Below are 15,747 nucleotides of genomic sequence, written 5' to 3'. Positions count from 1 at the left end.
GCTTCCTGAGACCGGCCCCCATGACCCCGAGGAGTGCGACGCAGGACCCACTCCAAGCAATGTGGGACGGGCGCGGCGTCACAACGGACGTGGGATGGGCCTGACCGACGTCCATTCGGGGTGAGTTGGTTCACGGGTGGTAGGTTCGGTTTCTTCGCCTTGTGTGCTTGGCGGAGTCGCCAGCGTCGACCCCGCCCTGGAACTTGGCCGTCTCGGCCGCTACGGAGCCCGGTTCGTCGGCTGGCCGGTGCCCGAGCGTGCTGCGGTCGAGCAGGCCCTCAGGGCTCTGGTGGCCATCGCCGTGACCGACGGCCGACCCCCTTGGGATGTCGCCGAACTCATCGAGGGGACAGCCGGCGCGACGGGCGGCCTGGAGCCGTGGCTCGGGTACGTCTCAGGGCTCTTCGGCCCTGAGGCAGACGCCGGCCTCGTCCGACTGGTGGTCGACTGGGCCACCGACCTCCTCTGGGGGGACTTCCGGTTCTCGTGGTACGACGGCGACGTCCAGGCGGTGGCCGACTGGCTCGTGGCCCAGCACGGCCGCGTAGAGGCGTTCGCCGTCCAGCACCCACGGTGCAAGAACGCGGCGGACGCGCTGGCCGCGCTCGCCCGTCTGCGGGAGGGCCGTGAGAGCCCGTGGTTGTACCCGTGCGCCCGACCCGCGCCGCTCGGCATCATCACCTGATGGCACCCGGGTGCCGGTTGGTGAGCGGGGCCGGGGACGGGAACCCATGACCCTGAGGTGTGGGCGCGGGGTCCGCTCCGGGGGCTTCGGGACGGACCTGTGCCCCTCACGGGGTCATGGGTGCCTCAGACGGCCTAACGCTCCAGCTCCCCGTGCGCCCGCACGATCTTCGCGTAGCGGTGGCCGCTGGCCTTGATGGTGCGGGCCTGGGTGGCGTAGTCGACGTGGACGAGGCCGAAGCGCTTGTCGTAGCCGTACGCCCACTCGAAGTTGTCCAGGAGCGACCAGGCGAAGTAGCCGGCCAGCGGGGCGCCCTTGCGAGCGGCGGAGGCGCAGGCCGCCAGGTGCCCCACCAGGTAGTCCTGGCGCCCGGGGTCGTCGACCGTGCCGTCGGGGCCCACCGTGTCGGGGAAGGCGGAGCCGTTCTCGGTGACGTAGAGCTTCTGCGCGCCGTACTCGTGGGTGAGGCGCAGCAGCAGCGTCTCGATGCCGGACGCGTCGATCTCCCAGTCCATGCCGGTGCGGGGCACGTCCGGGCGGCGTACGGAGCGGGCGTGGGGCACCGGGCCCGCGGGGTCGTCGGCCACCGTCGCCGGGAAGTAGTAGTTGAGGCCGAGCCAGTCCAGCGGGGCGGCGATGGTGTCGAGGTCGCCCGGCTGCTCGGGGAGGTCGACGCCGTAGACCTCGCGCATGTCGGCGGGGAAGCCGCGGCCGTGGACGGGGTCCAGCCACCAGCGGTTGACGTGGCCGTCGTGGCGGCGGGCTGCGGCCGCGTCCTCGGGGCGGTCGCCGGCGGGGAAGACCGTGGAGAGGTTGTTGACGATGCCGACCTCGGCGCCGGTCGTCGCGGCGCGGATCGCCTGGGCGGCCCGGCCGTGGCCGAGGAGCAGGTGGTAGGAGGCGCGGACCGCGGCGGTCAGGTCGGTCAGGCCGGGGGCCATCTTGCCCTCGAGGTGGCCGATCCAGGCGGAGCAGGAGGGTTCGTTGAGAGTCGTCCAGTGGGTCACCCGGTCGCCGAGGCGTTCGGCGACGACGGAGGCGTAGGCGGCGAAGTGCTCGGCGGTGGCGCGCTCGGGCCAGCCGCCGCGGTCCTGGAGGGTCTGCGGCAGGTCCCAGTGGTAGAGGGTGACGGAGGGCGTGATGCCCGCCTGGAGCAGTCCGTCGATCAGCTCGTCGTAGAAGTCGAGGCCCTTGGGGTTCACGGGGCCGTCGCCGTCCGGCATCACCCGCGGCCAGGCGATCGACAGCCGGTAGGCGTTCAGGCCCAGGCGGCTCATCAGGGCGATGTCCTCGCGCCAGCGGTGGTAGTGGTCGCAGGCGACGTCGCCGTGGTCGTCGTTGTCGATCTTCCCGGGGGTGTGGGAGAAGGTGTCCCAGATGGACGGCGAGCGGCCGTCCTCGGCGACGGCTCCCTCGATCTGGTACGCCGATGTGGCCGTGCCCCACCGGAAGTCGTGCGGGAGTGCGGCGAGGTCGATGGCGTCGGACACGTAAGTCCTTTCGGAAGGGCGTGTTGGGGGCGTGTCGGGGGTCACTTCACCGCTCCGGCGGTGAGCCCCGCGACGAGGTAGCGCTGGAGCAGCAGGAAGCCGGCGACCACGGGCACGCTGACGACGAGCGAGGCGGCCATGATCTGGTTCCAGTACACGTCGTTCAGCGTGGAGTACTGCTGAAGGCCCACGGCGAGCGTGCGGGTGGTCTCGTTGGTCATGACGGACGCGAAGAGCACCTCGCCCCAGGCGGTCATGAAGGCGTAGACGGCGACGGCGACGATGCCGGGGATCGCGGCCGGCACGACGACCCGGAACAGCGCGCCGAGCGGTCCGCAGCCGTCCACCAGCGCCGCCTCGTCCAGGTCGCGCGGCACCGAGTCGAAGTACCCGATCAGCATCCAGATCGAGAACGGCAGCGAGAAGGTCAGGTACGTCAGGATGAGGCCGCCGCGCGAGCCGAACAGGGCGATGCCGGTGGCGTTGCCGATGTTGACGTAGAGCAGGAACAGCGGGAGGAGGAAGAGGATGCCCGGGAACATCTGCGTCGAGAGCACGGTGACCGTGAAGACGCGCTTGCCGCGGAAGCTGTACCGGCTGACCGCGTACGCCGCGAACACCGCGATCACCACCGAGCAGACGGTCGCCGCGCCCGCCACGATCAGCGAGTTCACGAAGTACTGGGCGAGCGGGACCGTCGACCAGATGTCGATGTAGGGGCGGAAGGTCAGACCGCTGGGCAACCAGCGGAACTTGCCCGTGACGTCCGCGAGCGGCTTCAGCGAGCTGGAGACCATCACGTAGACGGGCACCAGGACGAACCCGGTCAGCAGGGTGAGGAAGATCCGGCGGGTCCACAGGAAGGAGCGCGGCGGCGCCATCGGGGACCGGTGGGAACCGGCCGTCACGGACCTGGGGGTGTCAGGCATCGGCGGCCCTCCGTCCGCGTGAGGTGAGCACGAGGTAGACGCCGGTGACGACCAGCAGGAAGAGCAGCAGCAGGACGGACATCGCGGAACCGGTGCCGAAGTTCCAGGTGACGAAGGAGGCTTGGTAGATGTGGACCGAGATGAGGTCCGCGGCCTCCGGGGCGCCCTTGCCGAACAGCACGTAGGGCGTGTTGAAGTCGTTGAACGTCCACAGGAACAGCACCAGCACCAGCACCTGGTTGACGGGCCGCAGGGACGGCAGGGTGATGCGGCGGATCTGCTGCCACAGCCCGGCGCCGTCCAGCGCGGCGGCCTCGTACAGCTCGCCCGGGATGTTCTGGAGTCCGGCCATGACGATGAGGAAGGCGAACGGCCAGCCCTTCCACACCGACACCGTCAGCAGGGCGACGAAGCTGTTGTCGCCGATGAGCCAGAACGAGGGCTTGTCGGTGAGGTGCAGCTGGTCGTGCAGGACGTGGTTCACCAGGCCGTTGTCGTGCTGGAACATGAACACCCAGGTGATGACAGCCGTGTAGACCGGCAGCGCGTACGGCACCAGGAACAGGGCGCGCAGCAGGCCGCGCCCGCGGAAGGTGTCCTGCATGCAGACCGCGGCCGCGGTGCCGATGAGCCAGCACAGGCCGACCGACAGCAGGGTGAAGGCGACGGTGACGAGGAAGGAGTGCAGCAGCGCCTCGCCGACGGGTGCGTTGAAGTCCACCGACATGCGGTAGTTGTCGAAGCCGGACCAGGGGGCCGTGGTCCAGTCGCGGATGTAGAACTGGGTGAGCTCCTTGAAGCTCATCACGATGCCGATCACCATCGGCACCAGGTGGACCAGGAGTTCGAGCAGCAGGGCGGGCAGGAGCAGCAGGTACGGCAGCGAGACGCGTCCGAGCCACCCGGGGCGGCGCGGCCCGCGCGCCGCCCCGGGTGATGTCGCGGGTGCCGTCGTCCCGCCGGTGTGCGCGGGAGCGGTGGTCGTCATGGGGGTGTCCGTGCTCACTTCGCCGGCATCTGCTGCTGGGCCTTGAGCAGCTTGGCCTTCACCGAGGCGGTGGTGACCGCGCGTCCGGCGGCGGCGTCGGCGAACAGGTCCTTGACGGCCGTGCCGACGGCCGTCTCGAACTGGGACTCGTCGGCGACCTGCGGCAGCGCGGCGGCGCTCGTGGCCAGGGTGTCCTTCAGGACCGCGTTGGCCGGGGAGTTGAAGGCGGCGTCCGCCTGGGCGGTCTTGACCGGCGGGATGGAGCTGTAGGCGGTGTTGAGGACCTTCTGCTCCTCGTCACTGGTCATGAACTTCACGAACTTCGTGGCGCCGTCGAGGTTGTGGCTGTTCTTGAAGACGGCGATGTTGATGCCGGCCACCATCGAGTTGACCTGGGTGCCGGTGCCGGGGGTGCCGGACTGCACCGGGACGGGCGCGATGCCGTAGGTGTCCTCGCTCATGCCCTGGGACTTGAGGTTGGCGGAGGCGGACTGCCACAGCAGCATCGCCGTGCGGCCCTTGGCGAAGTCGCTGACCGACTGGTTCTGCGCGTACTCGGCGTCGCCCTGCGGGATGACCTTGTCCTTGGCCATCAGGTCGACGTACTGCTTGACCGCCGCGACCGCGCCGTCGCTCGTGAAGTCGGGCTTGCCGTCGGCGGTGAAGAAGTCGGCGCCGTGCTGCTGGGCGAAGACGAAGGCGTGGTGGATGTTCTCCGAGACGTTGGCGCCCTCGGCGCCGATGACCTGCTTGCCCTTGGCCTGGATCTTCTTGCCGTCGGCGACCAGTTCGTCCCAGGTGGCCGGGGGCTTGGCGATGCCGGCGTCGGCGAAGATCTGCTTGTTGTAGTAGAGCGCGTACGCCATCGAGTACAGCGGTACGGCGGCCGGGTCCTGGCCCTGGGCGCCGGTCGAGCCGAGCGCGGAGTCGACGAAGCGGTCCTTGCCGCCGATCTTGTCGAAGTTCTTGGCGTCCCAGGGCAGCAGCGCCCCGGTGGCCTGGAGGGAGGCGCTCCAGGTGTTGCCGATGTTGAGGACGTCGGGGCCCTGTCCTGAGGTGGTCGCGGTGAGGATCCGGGTCAGCAGGTCCGACCAGGGCACGACCTCCAGCTTCACCTTGATCCCGTACTGCTTCTCGAACTTGTCGAGTTCGGGCTGGAGGACCTTCTTGTCGATCGAGATGCTGGCGCCCTGGTTGGAGGCCCAGTACGTGAGTGTCTTCGGCGAGTCGTCGGACCCGCCGCCCGTCGACGAACCGCCTCCGCAGGCCGAGGCGGCAAGGGCGAGAGACATGGTGACGGCGCCTACGGCCGCGGCTCGGATGCTGCGCATGGCTCCTGGTGTCCCTTTCCGGGAGTCGAGAACCGCGAGGAGTCCTCCGGACGCCGACACCGCTCTCGTTCCCGTGTCCCCGTGCTCGTGCTCGTTCTCGTGCTCGATCGCTCGGGTCCGGTTCGCTCGGTTCGACTTCCGAAGGCGCCTCAGGGCTTAATTTAGGACGTGAGTTAAACCTCCGGGCGAGGCGTCGTCAAGGGATCCGGCAGGGATGAATCGGCGGCCGGCGGCGATGGGGACGGGGCGGCCGACCCGAGACGGCCTGGGTCTGCCGCCTGACCTGCGGCAGGAGGGCAAGGAAGGAGCGCGGAAAGAGCAGTACAACGGTTGGGTCTCGGGGGCCCGCACGGACGGCTCGGCTAAGCGGGGGACATCTCGCCAGCGGGCAGCGGGACTTGACGTGATGACACCTCCCGCCTGGCCCGACTCTCCCGCACCTCCTGACGCTTCGTTCACTCGCGTGAGGCATTCCCCGTCAGCAGAGCGCTCTCGAACCCTCCGCCGTTCATTTCCTGAACAGCGGAGCCGGCTCATGGCCTCTCAGTCGCCGCCTCTCCGGACACCGGAATTCCTGGCGGCCGGTGAGAACGGGGATCCCGGGTGCAGGGCTGTTAGGCCCTGCCCGGAGGGGCGCGGAGGGACTGTTCGGCCCTATCCGCACCCCATGCCCCTTTGGGGATCATGAGGCGGCGGCCGGGAGGGTCGGGTCCGTTCCTCAACCGGAGCACCTCCGGGCTCGTCGTTGTGTCGATGAACCAAGCAGATGCGGAGGGCACCGTCCGGTGGACGAGGTGCGCATACAACAGGCGGCAGCGCGGCCGGAAGACCGGGAAGACGTGGTCGAGGCCACGCCGGTTCCCGGTACCGCGGTGGCGGACAAGGGCGCGGCCGGCGGCCCGGTGACAGGAGGGCAGGCGGCCCAGGTCCCAGGACACGGCCCCGTTCGACCCTCGTGGGTGGAGTGGCTGACCACCACCGACCACAAGAAGATCGGGACGCTGTATCTCGTCACCGCCTTCGCGTTCTTCATCCTCGGTGGCGTGATGGCGCTGGCGATGCGGGCCGAACTCGCCCGGCCCGGGCTGCAGATCATGTCGAACGAGCAGTTCAACCAGGCGTTCACGATGCATGGCTCGATCATGCTGCTGATGTTCGCGATGCCGCTCTTCACCGGCTTCGCGAACTGGATCATGCCGTTGCAGATCGGCGCCCCGGACGTCGCCTTCCCGCGGCTGAACATGCTCGCCTACTGGCTGTTCCTGCTCGGCTCCCTCATCGCCGCGGCCGGTTTCCTCACCCCGCAGGGCGCGGCCGACTTCGGCTGGTTCCTGTACGCGCCGCTGTCGGACGCCGTCCACTCGCCGGGCATCGGGTCCGACATGTGGATCATGGGTGTGGCGCTGTCCGGCTTCGGCAGCATCCTCGGCTCGGTCAACTTCATCACCACGATCATCTGCATGCGTGCGCCCGGCATGACCATGTTCCGCATGCCGATCTTCACCTGGAACGTGCTGCTGACCGCGCTCCTCGTGCTGATGGTCTTCCCGGTGCTCGCGGCGGCGCTGTTCGCCCTGGAGATGGACCGCAAGTTCGGCAGCCACGTCTTCGACTCGGCCAACGGCGGTGCGCTGCTGTGGCAGCACCTGTTCTGGTTCTTCGGCCATCCGGAGGTGTACATCCTGGCGCTGCCGTTCTTCGGCATCGTCAGTGAGGTCATCCCGGTCTTCGCCCGCAAGCCGATGTTCGGCTACATGGGCCTGATCGGCGCCACCATCTCCATCGCGGGCCTGTCGCTGACCGTGTGGGCGCACCACATGTACGTCACCGGCGGCGTCCTGCTGCCGTTCTTCTCCTTCATGACCTTCCTGATCGCGGTCCCGACCGGTGTGAAGTTCTTCAACTGGATCGGCACCATGTGGAACGGCTCCCTGAGCTTCGAGACACCGATGCTGTGGACGGTGGGCTTCCTCGTGACGTTCCTCTTCGGCGGTCTGACCGGAGTGATCCTGGCCTCCCCGCCGCTGGACTTCCATCTGTCCGACTCGTACTTCGTGGTGGCGCACTTCCACTACACGATCTTCGGCACTGTGGTGTACGCGATGTTCGCCGGCTTCCACTTCTGGTGGCCGAAGTTCACCGGCAAGATGCTCGACGAACGGCTCGGGAAGATCACGTTCTGGACGCTCACGGTGGGCTTCCACCTCACCTTCCTGGTCCAGCACTGGCTGGGTGTGGAGGGCATGCCGCGCCGGTACGCCGACTACCTCGCGGCCGACGGTTTCACCTTCCTCAACTCCCTGTCGACGATCGGGTCGTTCGTGCTCGGTCTGTCGCTGCTGCCGTTCTTCTACAACGTCTGGAAGACCGCCAAGTACGGCAAGCCGGTCGGCGTCGACGACCCGTGGGGCTACGGCCGCTCCCTGGAGTGGGCGACCTCGTGCCCGCCGCCGCGGCACAACTTCGTCTCCCTGCCCCGGATCCGGACCGAGTCCCCGGCGTTCGACCTGCACCACCCGGAGATCTCCGGGGTCACGGGGGTCGCCGGGGTCGGCGGGACCGCGGGGCGGGCCGCGGTGGAAGAGGCGGCGAGGTAGGCCGTGTCCCACGCCGTCGCCGCCCTGGGAGCCGCGGCGCTCACCACCGCGGGCTCCGTCTGGTACGTGCCGGCCCTCGCCGACCTGCGGGCCGGCGCGGACCGGCCCGAGTTCCGGCGCATCGCCGCCGCGGCCTGCGTGACCGGCTGGGCCGGCGCGGGCGCCCTCGCCGTGCTGCTGCTCGTCGCCGAGGCATGGTGGACACCGGTCGCCGCGGCCGTCGCCGGCGCCACCGTCGCCTGCGCCCTGCGCCTGCACGCCGCCGCGCAGCGCAGGCGCGAGGCCCGCGAGATGGCCGGCCACTGGACACGCCTGGGTCATGTCCCCGCCCCGACCGGCCCGTCCCACTCCCGGAACGTCGTCGCCACCGTCCTCGGCTGCGGCCTGGCCGCGGCGGTGGCCGTCGCGGCCTGGACCTGGCAGTCCGCCTCGGGCCCCGACGCCGACCCCCACTGGGTGACCGCCGCAGCCCCCGTCGCCGTCATGGGCGTGTTCCTCACGGCGGCGGCGGGGTACGCCCGCGCGACACGCCCCGCCACGACGACCGTGGAGGGAGGGAGCCGGCACCGGGAGAACTCCCGGGGTGCCGCGCTGTAGCTGTCGCCAGGTGTCGTCAGCTGTCGTCCCGCTCCGACGACGGCCAAGGCCGGCCGCCCCTCCTCCCGAAGTGACCCGGGAGGAGGGGCGGTTGCGTACCGCTAGCGGGCTGCGCGCAGAATGCCGCGACATGAACAGTCCCGGCCACGCGGAACGGAGCGAATTCCGCATCCCCAGAGGCGACTTGGACACTTGCTAGCGGTTCGGTAACTATTTCACCCCGCTCGTTGACTGGGCGGGACGCGGTGGGAACGGTGAGCCGATCAAGCCGCTCCCGTCTCTCTTCAGGAGTCCGCGTGACCGACACCGCGCACCATGGCCCTGCCGTACCTCGCCCCACGCGCCGCGTGCTGCTGCGGGCCGCAGGGCTGATGGCCGGCCTGGCCGCCACGGGGTCGTCCATCCCCACCGCCGCGGCGGCCGCCGCCGAGGGCACCCCGACCGCGTACCGCGACCGCGAGCTGCGTGGCGAGTGGATCGCCAGCGTCTCCAACATCGACTGGCCCTCACGGACCGGACTGAGCCCCGCCGCACAGCAGGCGGAGTTCATCGCACTGCTCGACCACGCCCGATCGATCGGACTCAACGCGGTGTTCGCGCAGGTCCGTCCGGCGGCCGACGCCTTCTGGCCGTCACGCCACGAGCCGTGGTCGCAGTACCTGACCGGCACTCAGGGCCAGGATCCCGGCTACGACCCGCTGGGCTTCATGGTCCAGGCCGCGCACGACCGCGGGCTGGCCCTGCACGCGTGGTTCAATCCGTACCGCGTCTCGCTGCAGTCCGACGTCACCAAGCTCGTGCCCAGCCACCCGGCGCGGCTGCACCCGGAGTGGATCGTCTCCTACGGCGGCCAGCTGTACTACAACCCCGGCATACCGGCCGCACGCGCCTTCGTCGAGAACGCCATCATGGACGCGGTGGAACGCTACGAGGTCGACGGCGTCCACTTCGACGACTACTTCTACCCCTACCCGGTGGGCGACGCGGACTTCCCCGACGACGACGCCTTCGCCACGTACGGCGCGGACTTCACCGACCGGGCCGCCTGGCGCCGGCACAACGTGGACCTGCTGGTGCAGGAGGTGTGCGACCGGGTACGCACGGTCCGGCCCGAGGCGGCGTTCGGCGTCAGCCCCTTCGGTATCTGGCGCAACGCCTCGAGCGACCCGCGGGGCTCGGCCACCAACGGCACCCAGTCCTACGACGCGCTCAACGCCGACACCCTCGGCTGGGTGCGCAAGGGCTGGCTGGACTACATCGCCCCGGAGCTGTACTGGAACATCGGTCTCCCGGTGGCCGACTACGCCGTCCTCGCCCCGTGGTGGGCACAGGCGGTCCGCGGCACCGACGTGCAGCTGTGGATCGGCCAGGCCCTGTACAAGGCCGGCGACCCCGCCCAACCGGACGCCTGGCAGGACCCGGCCGAACTCTCCCGGCACCTCACGATGGACAGGGGACTGCCGGAGATCAACGGCGAGATCCTGTTCAGCGCCGCGGACGTGACCGCCGACCGCATCGGCGCGGTCGCCCGGCTGAGCGCCGACCACTGGATGCGGCCCGCGCTGCCACCGCTCCTGCCGAGGCTCGCCCACGGACCCGCACCCATGCCCCCGCTCGCGTCGGCGGCCCGGACGGCCGACGGCGGGATCCGGATCGAGGTGCGCTCCCGCGGCAACCACGTCCCCGCGCTGTACGCAGTGCGGCAGCACACCGCCGACGACGACGATCTGGTGGCGGTGCTCCCGGGCGCCCGCGACAGCCAGTGGACCGGTCCGGCGGCCCCGGAAGGCACGACGTACACGGTCACGTCGGTGGACCGCGCGAGCCGCGAGAGCTCCCCGATCACCGTGCGAATGCCACGCCGTTGACACAGCACCACCGCCGGCGCCCGACCCGGCAGCCCGACCCGGCCGCTCAGAACCGGGTCGGGTCGGGCCGCGGGGAGGGCGAAGCCGCTCTTTCCTCGTCCTGGCCGCGACCCCGACTGTGGGGGTCCGTCACACCAACCATGATGTTCCGTTGGAAAATCCACTTTTGTCACTCTTGGCGGATCCATGCCATGTCATGTCCCCGCCATTGAAGCTTTCTTGTCGAGAACATGGCGTCGACACTTAGTTGTCTCACAGCGGATGAATTCCATCCGCTGTCGACCTTGAACCAGCGCACAGGTCGACCCCGGCTCAACAGCATGGGAGTCACACATTGCGCACTTCGAGGCACTCCAGACCGGGCGCGCGGAGGATCTCCGCGCGCCTGGCTGCTTTGACCGCGGCCGCCGTCGCCGCCATGACGGTGGCCCTGCCCGCCGCCCAGGCCGCGGGCGGCACCGCGGCAGCCGCTCCGAAGGCCGCCACCGCGGCACATCCCGGGGTGGAACAGGTCTGCAGCACGCCCAAGAAGGGCGAATTCAGCTGCATGGCGCTGCGCCGCACCGACGTCAAGGGCATCAAGGGCATCCAACCGATGGCCAGTACGCCGAGCGGCTTCGGCGCTGCTGACCTGCAGAGCGCCTACAACCTGCCGGCCAACGGCGGAGCGGGTCAGACGATCGCCATCGTCGACGCCTACGACGACCCGGCCGCCGAGGCCGACCTGGCCGTCTACCGCCAGCAGTACGGCCTGCCCCCCTGCACCACCGACAACGGCTGCTTCAAGAAGATCGACCAGCACGGCGGTACGAACTACCCGTCCCCCGACCCCGATTGGTCGGGCGAGATATCGCTCGACCTCGACATGGTGTCCGCGGCCGCCCCCAACGCCCACATCCTGCTGGTCGAGGCCGACAGCGCCTACTTCGACGACATGGCCGCGGCCGTCGACCAGGCCGTCGTGCAGGGCGCCAAGTACGTGTCCAACTCCTACGGCACCGGCTACACCTCTGCGCCGGGCAGCGGTGAGGACCCGTCCGAGACCACGGAGTACGACCCCCACTACAACCATCCGGGCGTGGCGATGGTCGCCTCCTCCGGCGACGACGACTACGGCGTCTCCTACCCGGCCGCGTCGCAGTACGTGACCGCCGTCGGCGGCACCGCCCTGAAGCAGGACACCAGCGCCCGCGGCTGGTCCGAGTCGGTGTGGCACAACAGCTACGGCGGCCCGGGCTCGGGCTGCTCGCTGTACGAGCCCAAGCCGTCCTTCCAGACCGACACCGGCTGCGCCATGCGCACTGTCGCAGACGTCTCCGCGGTCGCCGACCCGGTCACCGGCGTCTCGGTGTACCAGACCTACGGCGGCTCCGGCTGGTCCGTGTACGGCGGCACCAGCGCCTCCGCGCCGATCATCGCCGGCGTGTACGCCGTGGCCGGTACCCCCGCCCCGGGCAGCTACCCGAACGCGTACCCGTACCAGAGCCCGTCCGCGCTCAACGACGTGACCGAGGGTTCCAACGGCAGCTGCAGCCCGGCCTACCTGTGCACCGCCGGACCCGGCTACGACGGACCGACCGGCCTGGGAACGCCCAACGGCCCCGCCGCCTTCCGCAGCGGCCCGCACGGCGAGGTCTCCGGCAGCGTCACCGACACCGCCGGCAAGGCGCTCGCCGGCGCCTCGGTCGTGGCCGGTGACTACCGGACCACCACCGACGCCCAGGGCCACTACAGTCTGACCGTGCCGCCAGGCGCCTACGACGTGACGGCGTCCGCCTACGGGTACGGAACCAAGACGTCCAAGGTCACCGTCGTCGAGGACGGCACCGTCAAGGCCGACTTCACGCTGGCCGCGGTGGCCCGGCAGACCCTCAGCGGCAAGGTGACCGACGGCTCCGGCCACGGCTGGCCGCTCTACGCGAGGATCGCCGTCGACGGCATGCCCGGCGCTCCGGTCTTCACCGACCCGTACACCGGCGCGTACAGCGTCGACCTGCCGCAGGGCGAGGACTTCACCCTGCACTTCACCGCCGCGTACCCCGGCTACCAGGCCGTCACCAAGCAGGTGACCGTGGGTGACGCGGCACAGAGCCTGAACGTCGCCGTCCCGGTGGACGTCGAGGCGGCCACGGCCCCCGGCTACGCGCTCAAGCTGACCGGTCCGACGGAGCCCTTCGACTCCACCACCGCGGCCCCCGAGGGCTGGAGCGTCGTCAACGCCGACGGCACCACCGGCGGCTGGGACTTCGGCGACCCGGGCAAGCGGGGCAACACCACCGGTGGCTCCGGCGGCTTCGCCATGGTCGACAGCGACCACTACGGCAGCGGCAAGAAGCAGGACAGCTCGCTGATCAGCCCGGTCTTCGACCTGACCGGCAACACCAACCCGCAGCTCTCCTTCGACACCGACTACAAGAGCTACTCCGGCCAGAGCGGCGACATCGACGTCACCACCGACGGCGGCGCCACCTGGACCAACGTCTGGAACCGCACCACCACGCTGACCGGCCCCGCCCACGTCGAGGTCCCGCTGACCGCCTACGCCGGCAAGTCCGGTGTGCAGCTGCGGTTCCACTTCACGGCCACCTGGGGCTACTGGTGGGCGCTCGACAACGTGTTCGTCGGCAAGCGTGCCTACGAGCCCGTCACCGGCGCTCTGGTCGCCGGCGCCGTGACCGACTCCAACACCGGCGAGGGCATCAACGGCGCGACCGTCGTCAACGCCGATGCCTCGCAGGACAAGGCCACCACGTCCGCCACCCCGGACGACCCGGCGCTCGGCGGCGGCTTCTACTGGATGTTCACCGCCAAGACCGGAAGCCACACCCTCACCGCCTCCAAGTCGCACTACACCGACCTGGCCAAGACGGTGGACGTAGCACCGGACAGCACCACTCGGGCGGACTTCGGTCTGAAGGCCGGCAAGCTGGTCTTCACTCCCAGCTCGGTCGACAAGACGGTCGAGTGGGGCACGACGGCCTCCCAGGACCTGACGGTGAAGAACACCGGCGGGGCGCCTGCCACCCTCACCCTGGGCAAGCAGTCCGGCGGCTTCACGAGCCAGTCCACCGGTGGTGCACCGCTCAACCTGGTGAAGGGCCACTACTCCCCGCTCTCCGCGGCCAAGGCCGACGGAAAGAACAAGGCGGAGCCCACCGTGGTGGGCAACGCGGGCGGCGATGCCTGGCAGCCGGTGGCCAACCTGCCCACCACCGTGCAGGACAACGCGGTCGCGGCCGACGGCGGCAAGGTCTACTCGGCCTTCGGCTACACCGGCAGCGTGGACACCAACGCGCTGTACGCCTACGACCCCGACACCGGCTCCTGGTCCAAGCTGGCCTCCGCCACCGACACCCGTGAGTCCCCGGCTCGCGGCTTCATCGGCGGCAAGCTGTACGCGGTCGGCGGCTGGGGTGCCAGCGGCAACCCCGACGCCAAGCTGGAGGTCTACGACCCGGCCTCCGACTCCTGGAGCACCAAGGCGTCCTCGCCCAAGCCGTACGCGGGCTCGGGCAGCGCGGTACTCGACGGCAAGCTGTACGTCGTCGGCGGCTGCACCGCCAGCGTCTGCGGCACCAAGGACGTCACCGTCTACGACGCCGCGTCCGACAGCTGGTCGCAGGTCGCTTCCTACCCTGAGTCGATCGCCTGGGAGGCCTGCGGCGGTATCGGCGGCAAGCTCTACTGTGCCGGCGGCACCACCGACGCGGGCTCGGTGAAGCACACCTACGTCTACGACCCGGCGTCCGACACCTGGTCGGCCCTGGCCGACCTGCCCATCGACCTGTGGGGCTCGGCGTCCACAGCGGCCAACGGTCTGCTGCTGGTCTCGGCCGGTGTCACCAACGACAGCACCGCCATCACCAACCAGGGCTTCGCCTTCGACCCGGGCACCGGCGCCTGGACCGCCCTGCCCAACGCCAACAACTCCGTCTACCGCACCGGTGGCGCGGCCGGCTTCTACAAGGTCGGCGGCAGCCCCGGCGGCAGCTTCACGCCGCCGGTGGCCACCGTGGAGGTGCTGCCCGGCTACGACCAGACCGGCGGCTCCTCGGACGTCAGCTGGCTGTCCCTCTCCGAGCAGAAGGTGACGCTTCAGCCCGGGGCGAGCGCCACGATCACGGTCGGTCTGGACGCCACCGTCGAGGAGGTCACCCAGCCCGGTGCGTACACCGCGGCTCTGACCGTCCAGACCGACACCCCGTACGCCGGCACCCCGGTCGACGTGAAGATGCACGTCAGCCCGCCGAAGGACTGGGGCAAGTACGCCGGCACCGTGCTGGAGGCCGACGGCAAGGGCGGCAGCGCGCCCCTGGCCGGGGCAACCGTCCAGATCGACACCGCTGCGGCGAGCTACACGCTGCGGACCGCCAAGGACGGCACCTTCGGCCTGTGGTTCGACAGCCGCGGCAAGCCGGCCACCGTCATCGTGTCCAAGGACGGCTACCAGCCGGTGACCACCACCGTGAAGATCAAGAAGGGGGAGACGACCACCGGCAACTTCACGCTGAAGAAGAGCTCGTGACGCCATCTCCGTGAAACAGCGCGGGCCGGTCCCCTGGACCGGCCCGCGCCGTGTTCAGGAAGAGGACTGTCCGGCGGCCATCCGTACCAGCCGGCGGAAAGGTGGACAGGGCTTCGGTCGGGCTGTTAGGCAGTGATCACTGCGTCTCGACCAACGGGGGGATACCCATGCATTCAGCCACAGCCGCACGGCGCGCGGCGCCGATACTGCTGGCCGCCGTCCTGCTGACGTCGTGCTCGTCCGGAGACGGCGACGCCACGGCGTCGGCCTCGGGCAAGGCCTCGTCCTCGGCCAGGCCGGTCGGTGCCGCGAGCAGCGCTCCGGTGACTCCCGCCGCGCCAGTGGCGAGCCCTTCCGCGACGGCGGGCTACCCGACCACAGAAGCCGCGCCGGGAGCACCGGTAGCGCAGGTCCGGGACGCCTTCGCCGTCCTCCAGGCCACGTACAGCGACGGCTGCACCACCCCGGGGAACTGCGAGTACTTCCTCAACCGGGTACTGACCAACCTCGACGACCTCTACAACTCGATGGAGGCCAGCCCGAAGGGCACCGGTCACTTCGCCGGTCCGCTCGCCCGGATCCGCGCGATGCAGGACGCCCTCGAAGGCGACTTCTCCTTCGAGAACCTCAAACGGCACCAGAAGCTTCTGCTGGACTCCCGGGAGGAGGTCAACACCTGGATGCAGGGCCACCCCGACGACTACCGGTGAATGCCCGCGGAACCGCCGACGCGAAGA

General features: G+C 70.0%; 9 protein-coding genes and 1 pseudogene. 6 read left to right on the top strand and 4 right to left on the bottom strand.

Annotated elements, in window-relative coordinates; translation table 11 throughout:
- Positions 1–163: 163 nt before the first annotated feature.
- Positions 164–685 carry a hypothetical protein gene (locus ACIHCX_RS20070; RefSeq protein ID WP_400031183.1) on the top strand — a complete coding sequence of 174 codons (522 nt, stop codon included), beginning with the start codon at positions 164–166 and terminating at the stop codon, positions 683–685.
- Positions 686–819: 134 nt separating this feature from the next.
- Here ACIHCX_RS20070 and ACIHCX_RS20065 read toward each other — a convergent pair whose 3' ends face one another.
- From ACIHCX_RS20065 to ACIHCX_RS20050, 4 genes are read right to left on the bottom strand one after another with little or no spacing between them, the layout of a single operon-like run.
- Complete coding sequence (locus ACIHCX_RS20065) at positions 820–2,175, bottom strand: GH1 family beta-glucosidase (protein WP_400031181.1); 1,356 nt, start codon at positions 2,173–2,175, stop codon at positions 820–822.
- Positions 2,176–2,216: 41 nt separating this feature from the next.
- Complete coding sequence (locus ACIHCX_RS20060; protein ID WP_400031368.1) at positions 2,217–3,056, bottom strand: carbohydrate ABC transporter permease; 840 nt, start codon at positions 3,054–3,056, stop codon at positions 2,217–2,219.
- 40 nt (positions 3,057–3,096) lie between these two features.
- Entirely contained in the window at positions 3,097–4,092 is a 996-nt protein-coding gene (locus ACIHCX_RS20055; protein ID WP_400031179.1) for a carbohydrate ABC transporter permease, read from the bottom strand.
- Positions 4,093–4,106: 14 nt separating this feature from the next.
- Positions 4,107–5,423, bottom strand: coding sequence for an ABC transporter substrate-binding protein (locus tag ACIHCX_RS20050; RefSeq protein WP_400031177.1), 1,317 nt, complete (start codon positions 5,421–5,423; stop codon positions 4,107–4,109).
- Between the two features lie 902 nt (positions 5,424–6,325).
- Here ACIHCX_RS20050 and ctaD point away from each other — a divergent pair.
- The 5 genes and pseudogenes from ctaD (at position 6,326) to ACIHCX_RS20025 (ending at position 15,720) form a co-directional block, all read left to right on the top strand.
- Positions 6,326–8,020, top strand: coding sequence for a cytochrome c oxidase subunit I (gene ctaD / locus ACIHCX_RS20045; protein WP_400031366.1), 1,695 nt, complete (start codon positions 6,326–6,328; stop codon positions 8,018–8,020).
- Between the two features lie 3 nt (positions 8,021–8,023).
- Positions 8,024–8,617: a hypothetical protein gene (locus ACIHCX_RS20040; RefSeq protein ID WP_400031175.1), complete on the top strand. Its 594-nt coding sequence runs from the start codon at positions 8,024–8,026 to the stop codon at positions 8,615–8,617.
- Between the two features lie 371 nt (positions 8,618–8,988).
- Positions 8,989–10,188 (top strand): annotated as a pseudogene (locus ACIHCX_RS20035) (glycoside hydrolase family 10 protein); the annotation flags it as partial.
- A 691-nt stretch (positions 10,189–10,879) separates the two neighbouring features.
- Positions 10,880–15,010, top strand: coding sequence for a carboxypeptidase regulatory-like domain-containing protein (locus ACIHCX_RS20030; RefSeq protein WP_400031173.1), 4,131 nt, complete (start codon positions 10,880–10,882; stop codon positions 15,008–15,010).
- Between the two features lie 167 nt (positions 15,011–15,177).
- The gene (locus tag ACIHCX_RS20025; RefSeq protein WP_400031171.1) at positions 15,178–15,720 is read left to right on the top strand and encodes a hypothetical protein; all 543 of its coding nucleotides are present in this window, start codon (positions 15,178–15,180) and stop codon (positions 15,718–15,720) included.
- Positions 15,721–15,747 lie beyond the last annotated feature (27 nt).

Origin of the sequence: Streptomyces sp. NPDC052043, from assembly GCF_044548235.1 — a bacterium.
In the GTDB taxonomy this organism is placed as follows: domain Bacteria; phylum Actinomycetota; class Actinomycetes; order Streptomycetales; family Streptomycetaceae; genus Streptomyces.
Note: the sequence above shows the minus strand (reverse complement) of the source record. Positions and strands in the feature narration are given on the sequence as shown.

Excerpts from the sequence above, each read along its gene's own strand:
- ACIHCX_RS20060 (WP_400031368.1), bottom strand. The coding sequence starts at position 3,056 with ATGGCGCCGCCGCGCTCCTTCCTGTGGACCCGCCGGATCTTCCTCACC.
- ACIHCX_RS20055 (WP_400031179.1), bottom strand. The coding sequence starts at position 4,092 with ATGACGACCACCGCTCCCGCGCACACCGGCGGGACGACGGCACCCGCG.
- ACIHCX_RS20050 (WP_400031177.1), bottom strand. The coding sequence starts at position 5,423 with ATGCGCAGCATCCGAGCCGCGGCCGTAGGCGCCGTCACCATGTCTCTC.
- ACIHCX_RS20025 (WP_400031171.1), top strand. The coding sequence starts at position 15,178 with ATGCATTCAGCCACAGCCGCACGGCGCGCGGCGCCGATACTGCTGGCC.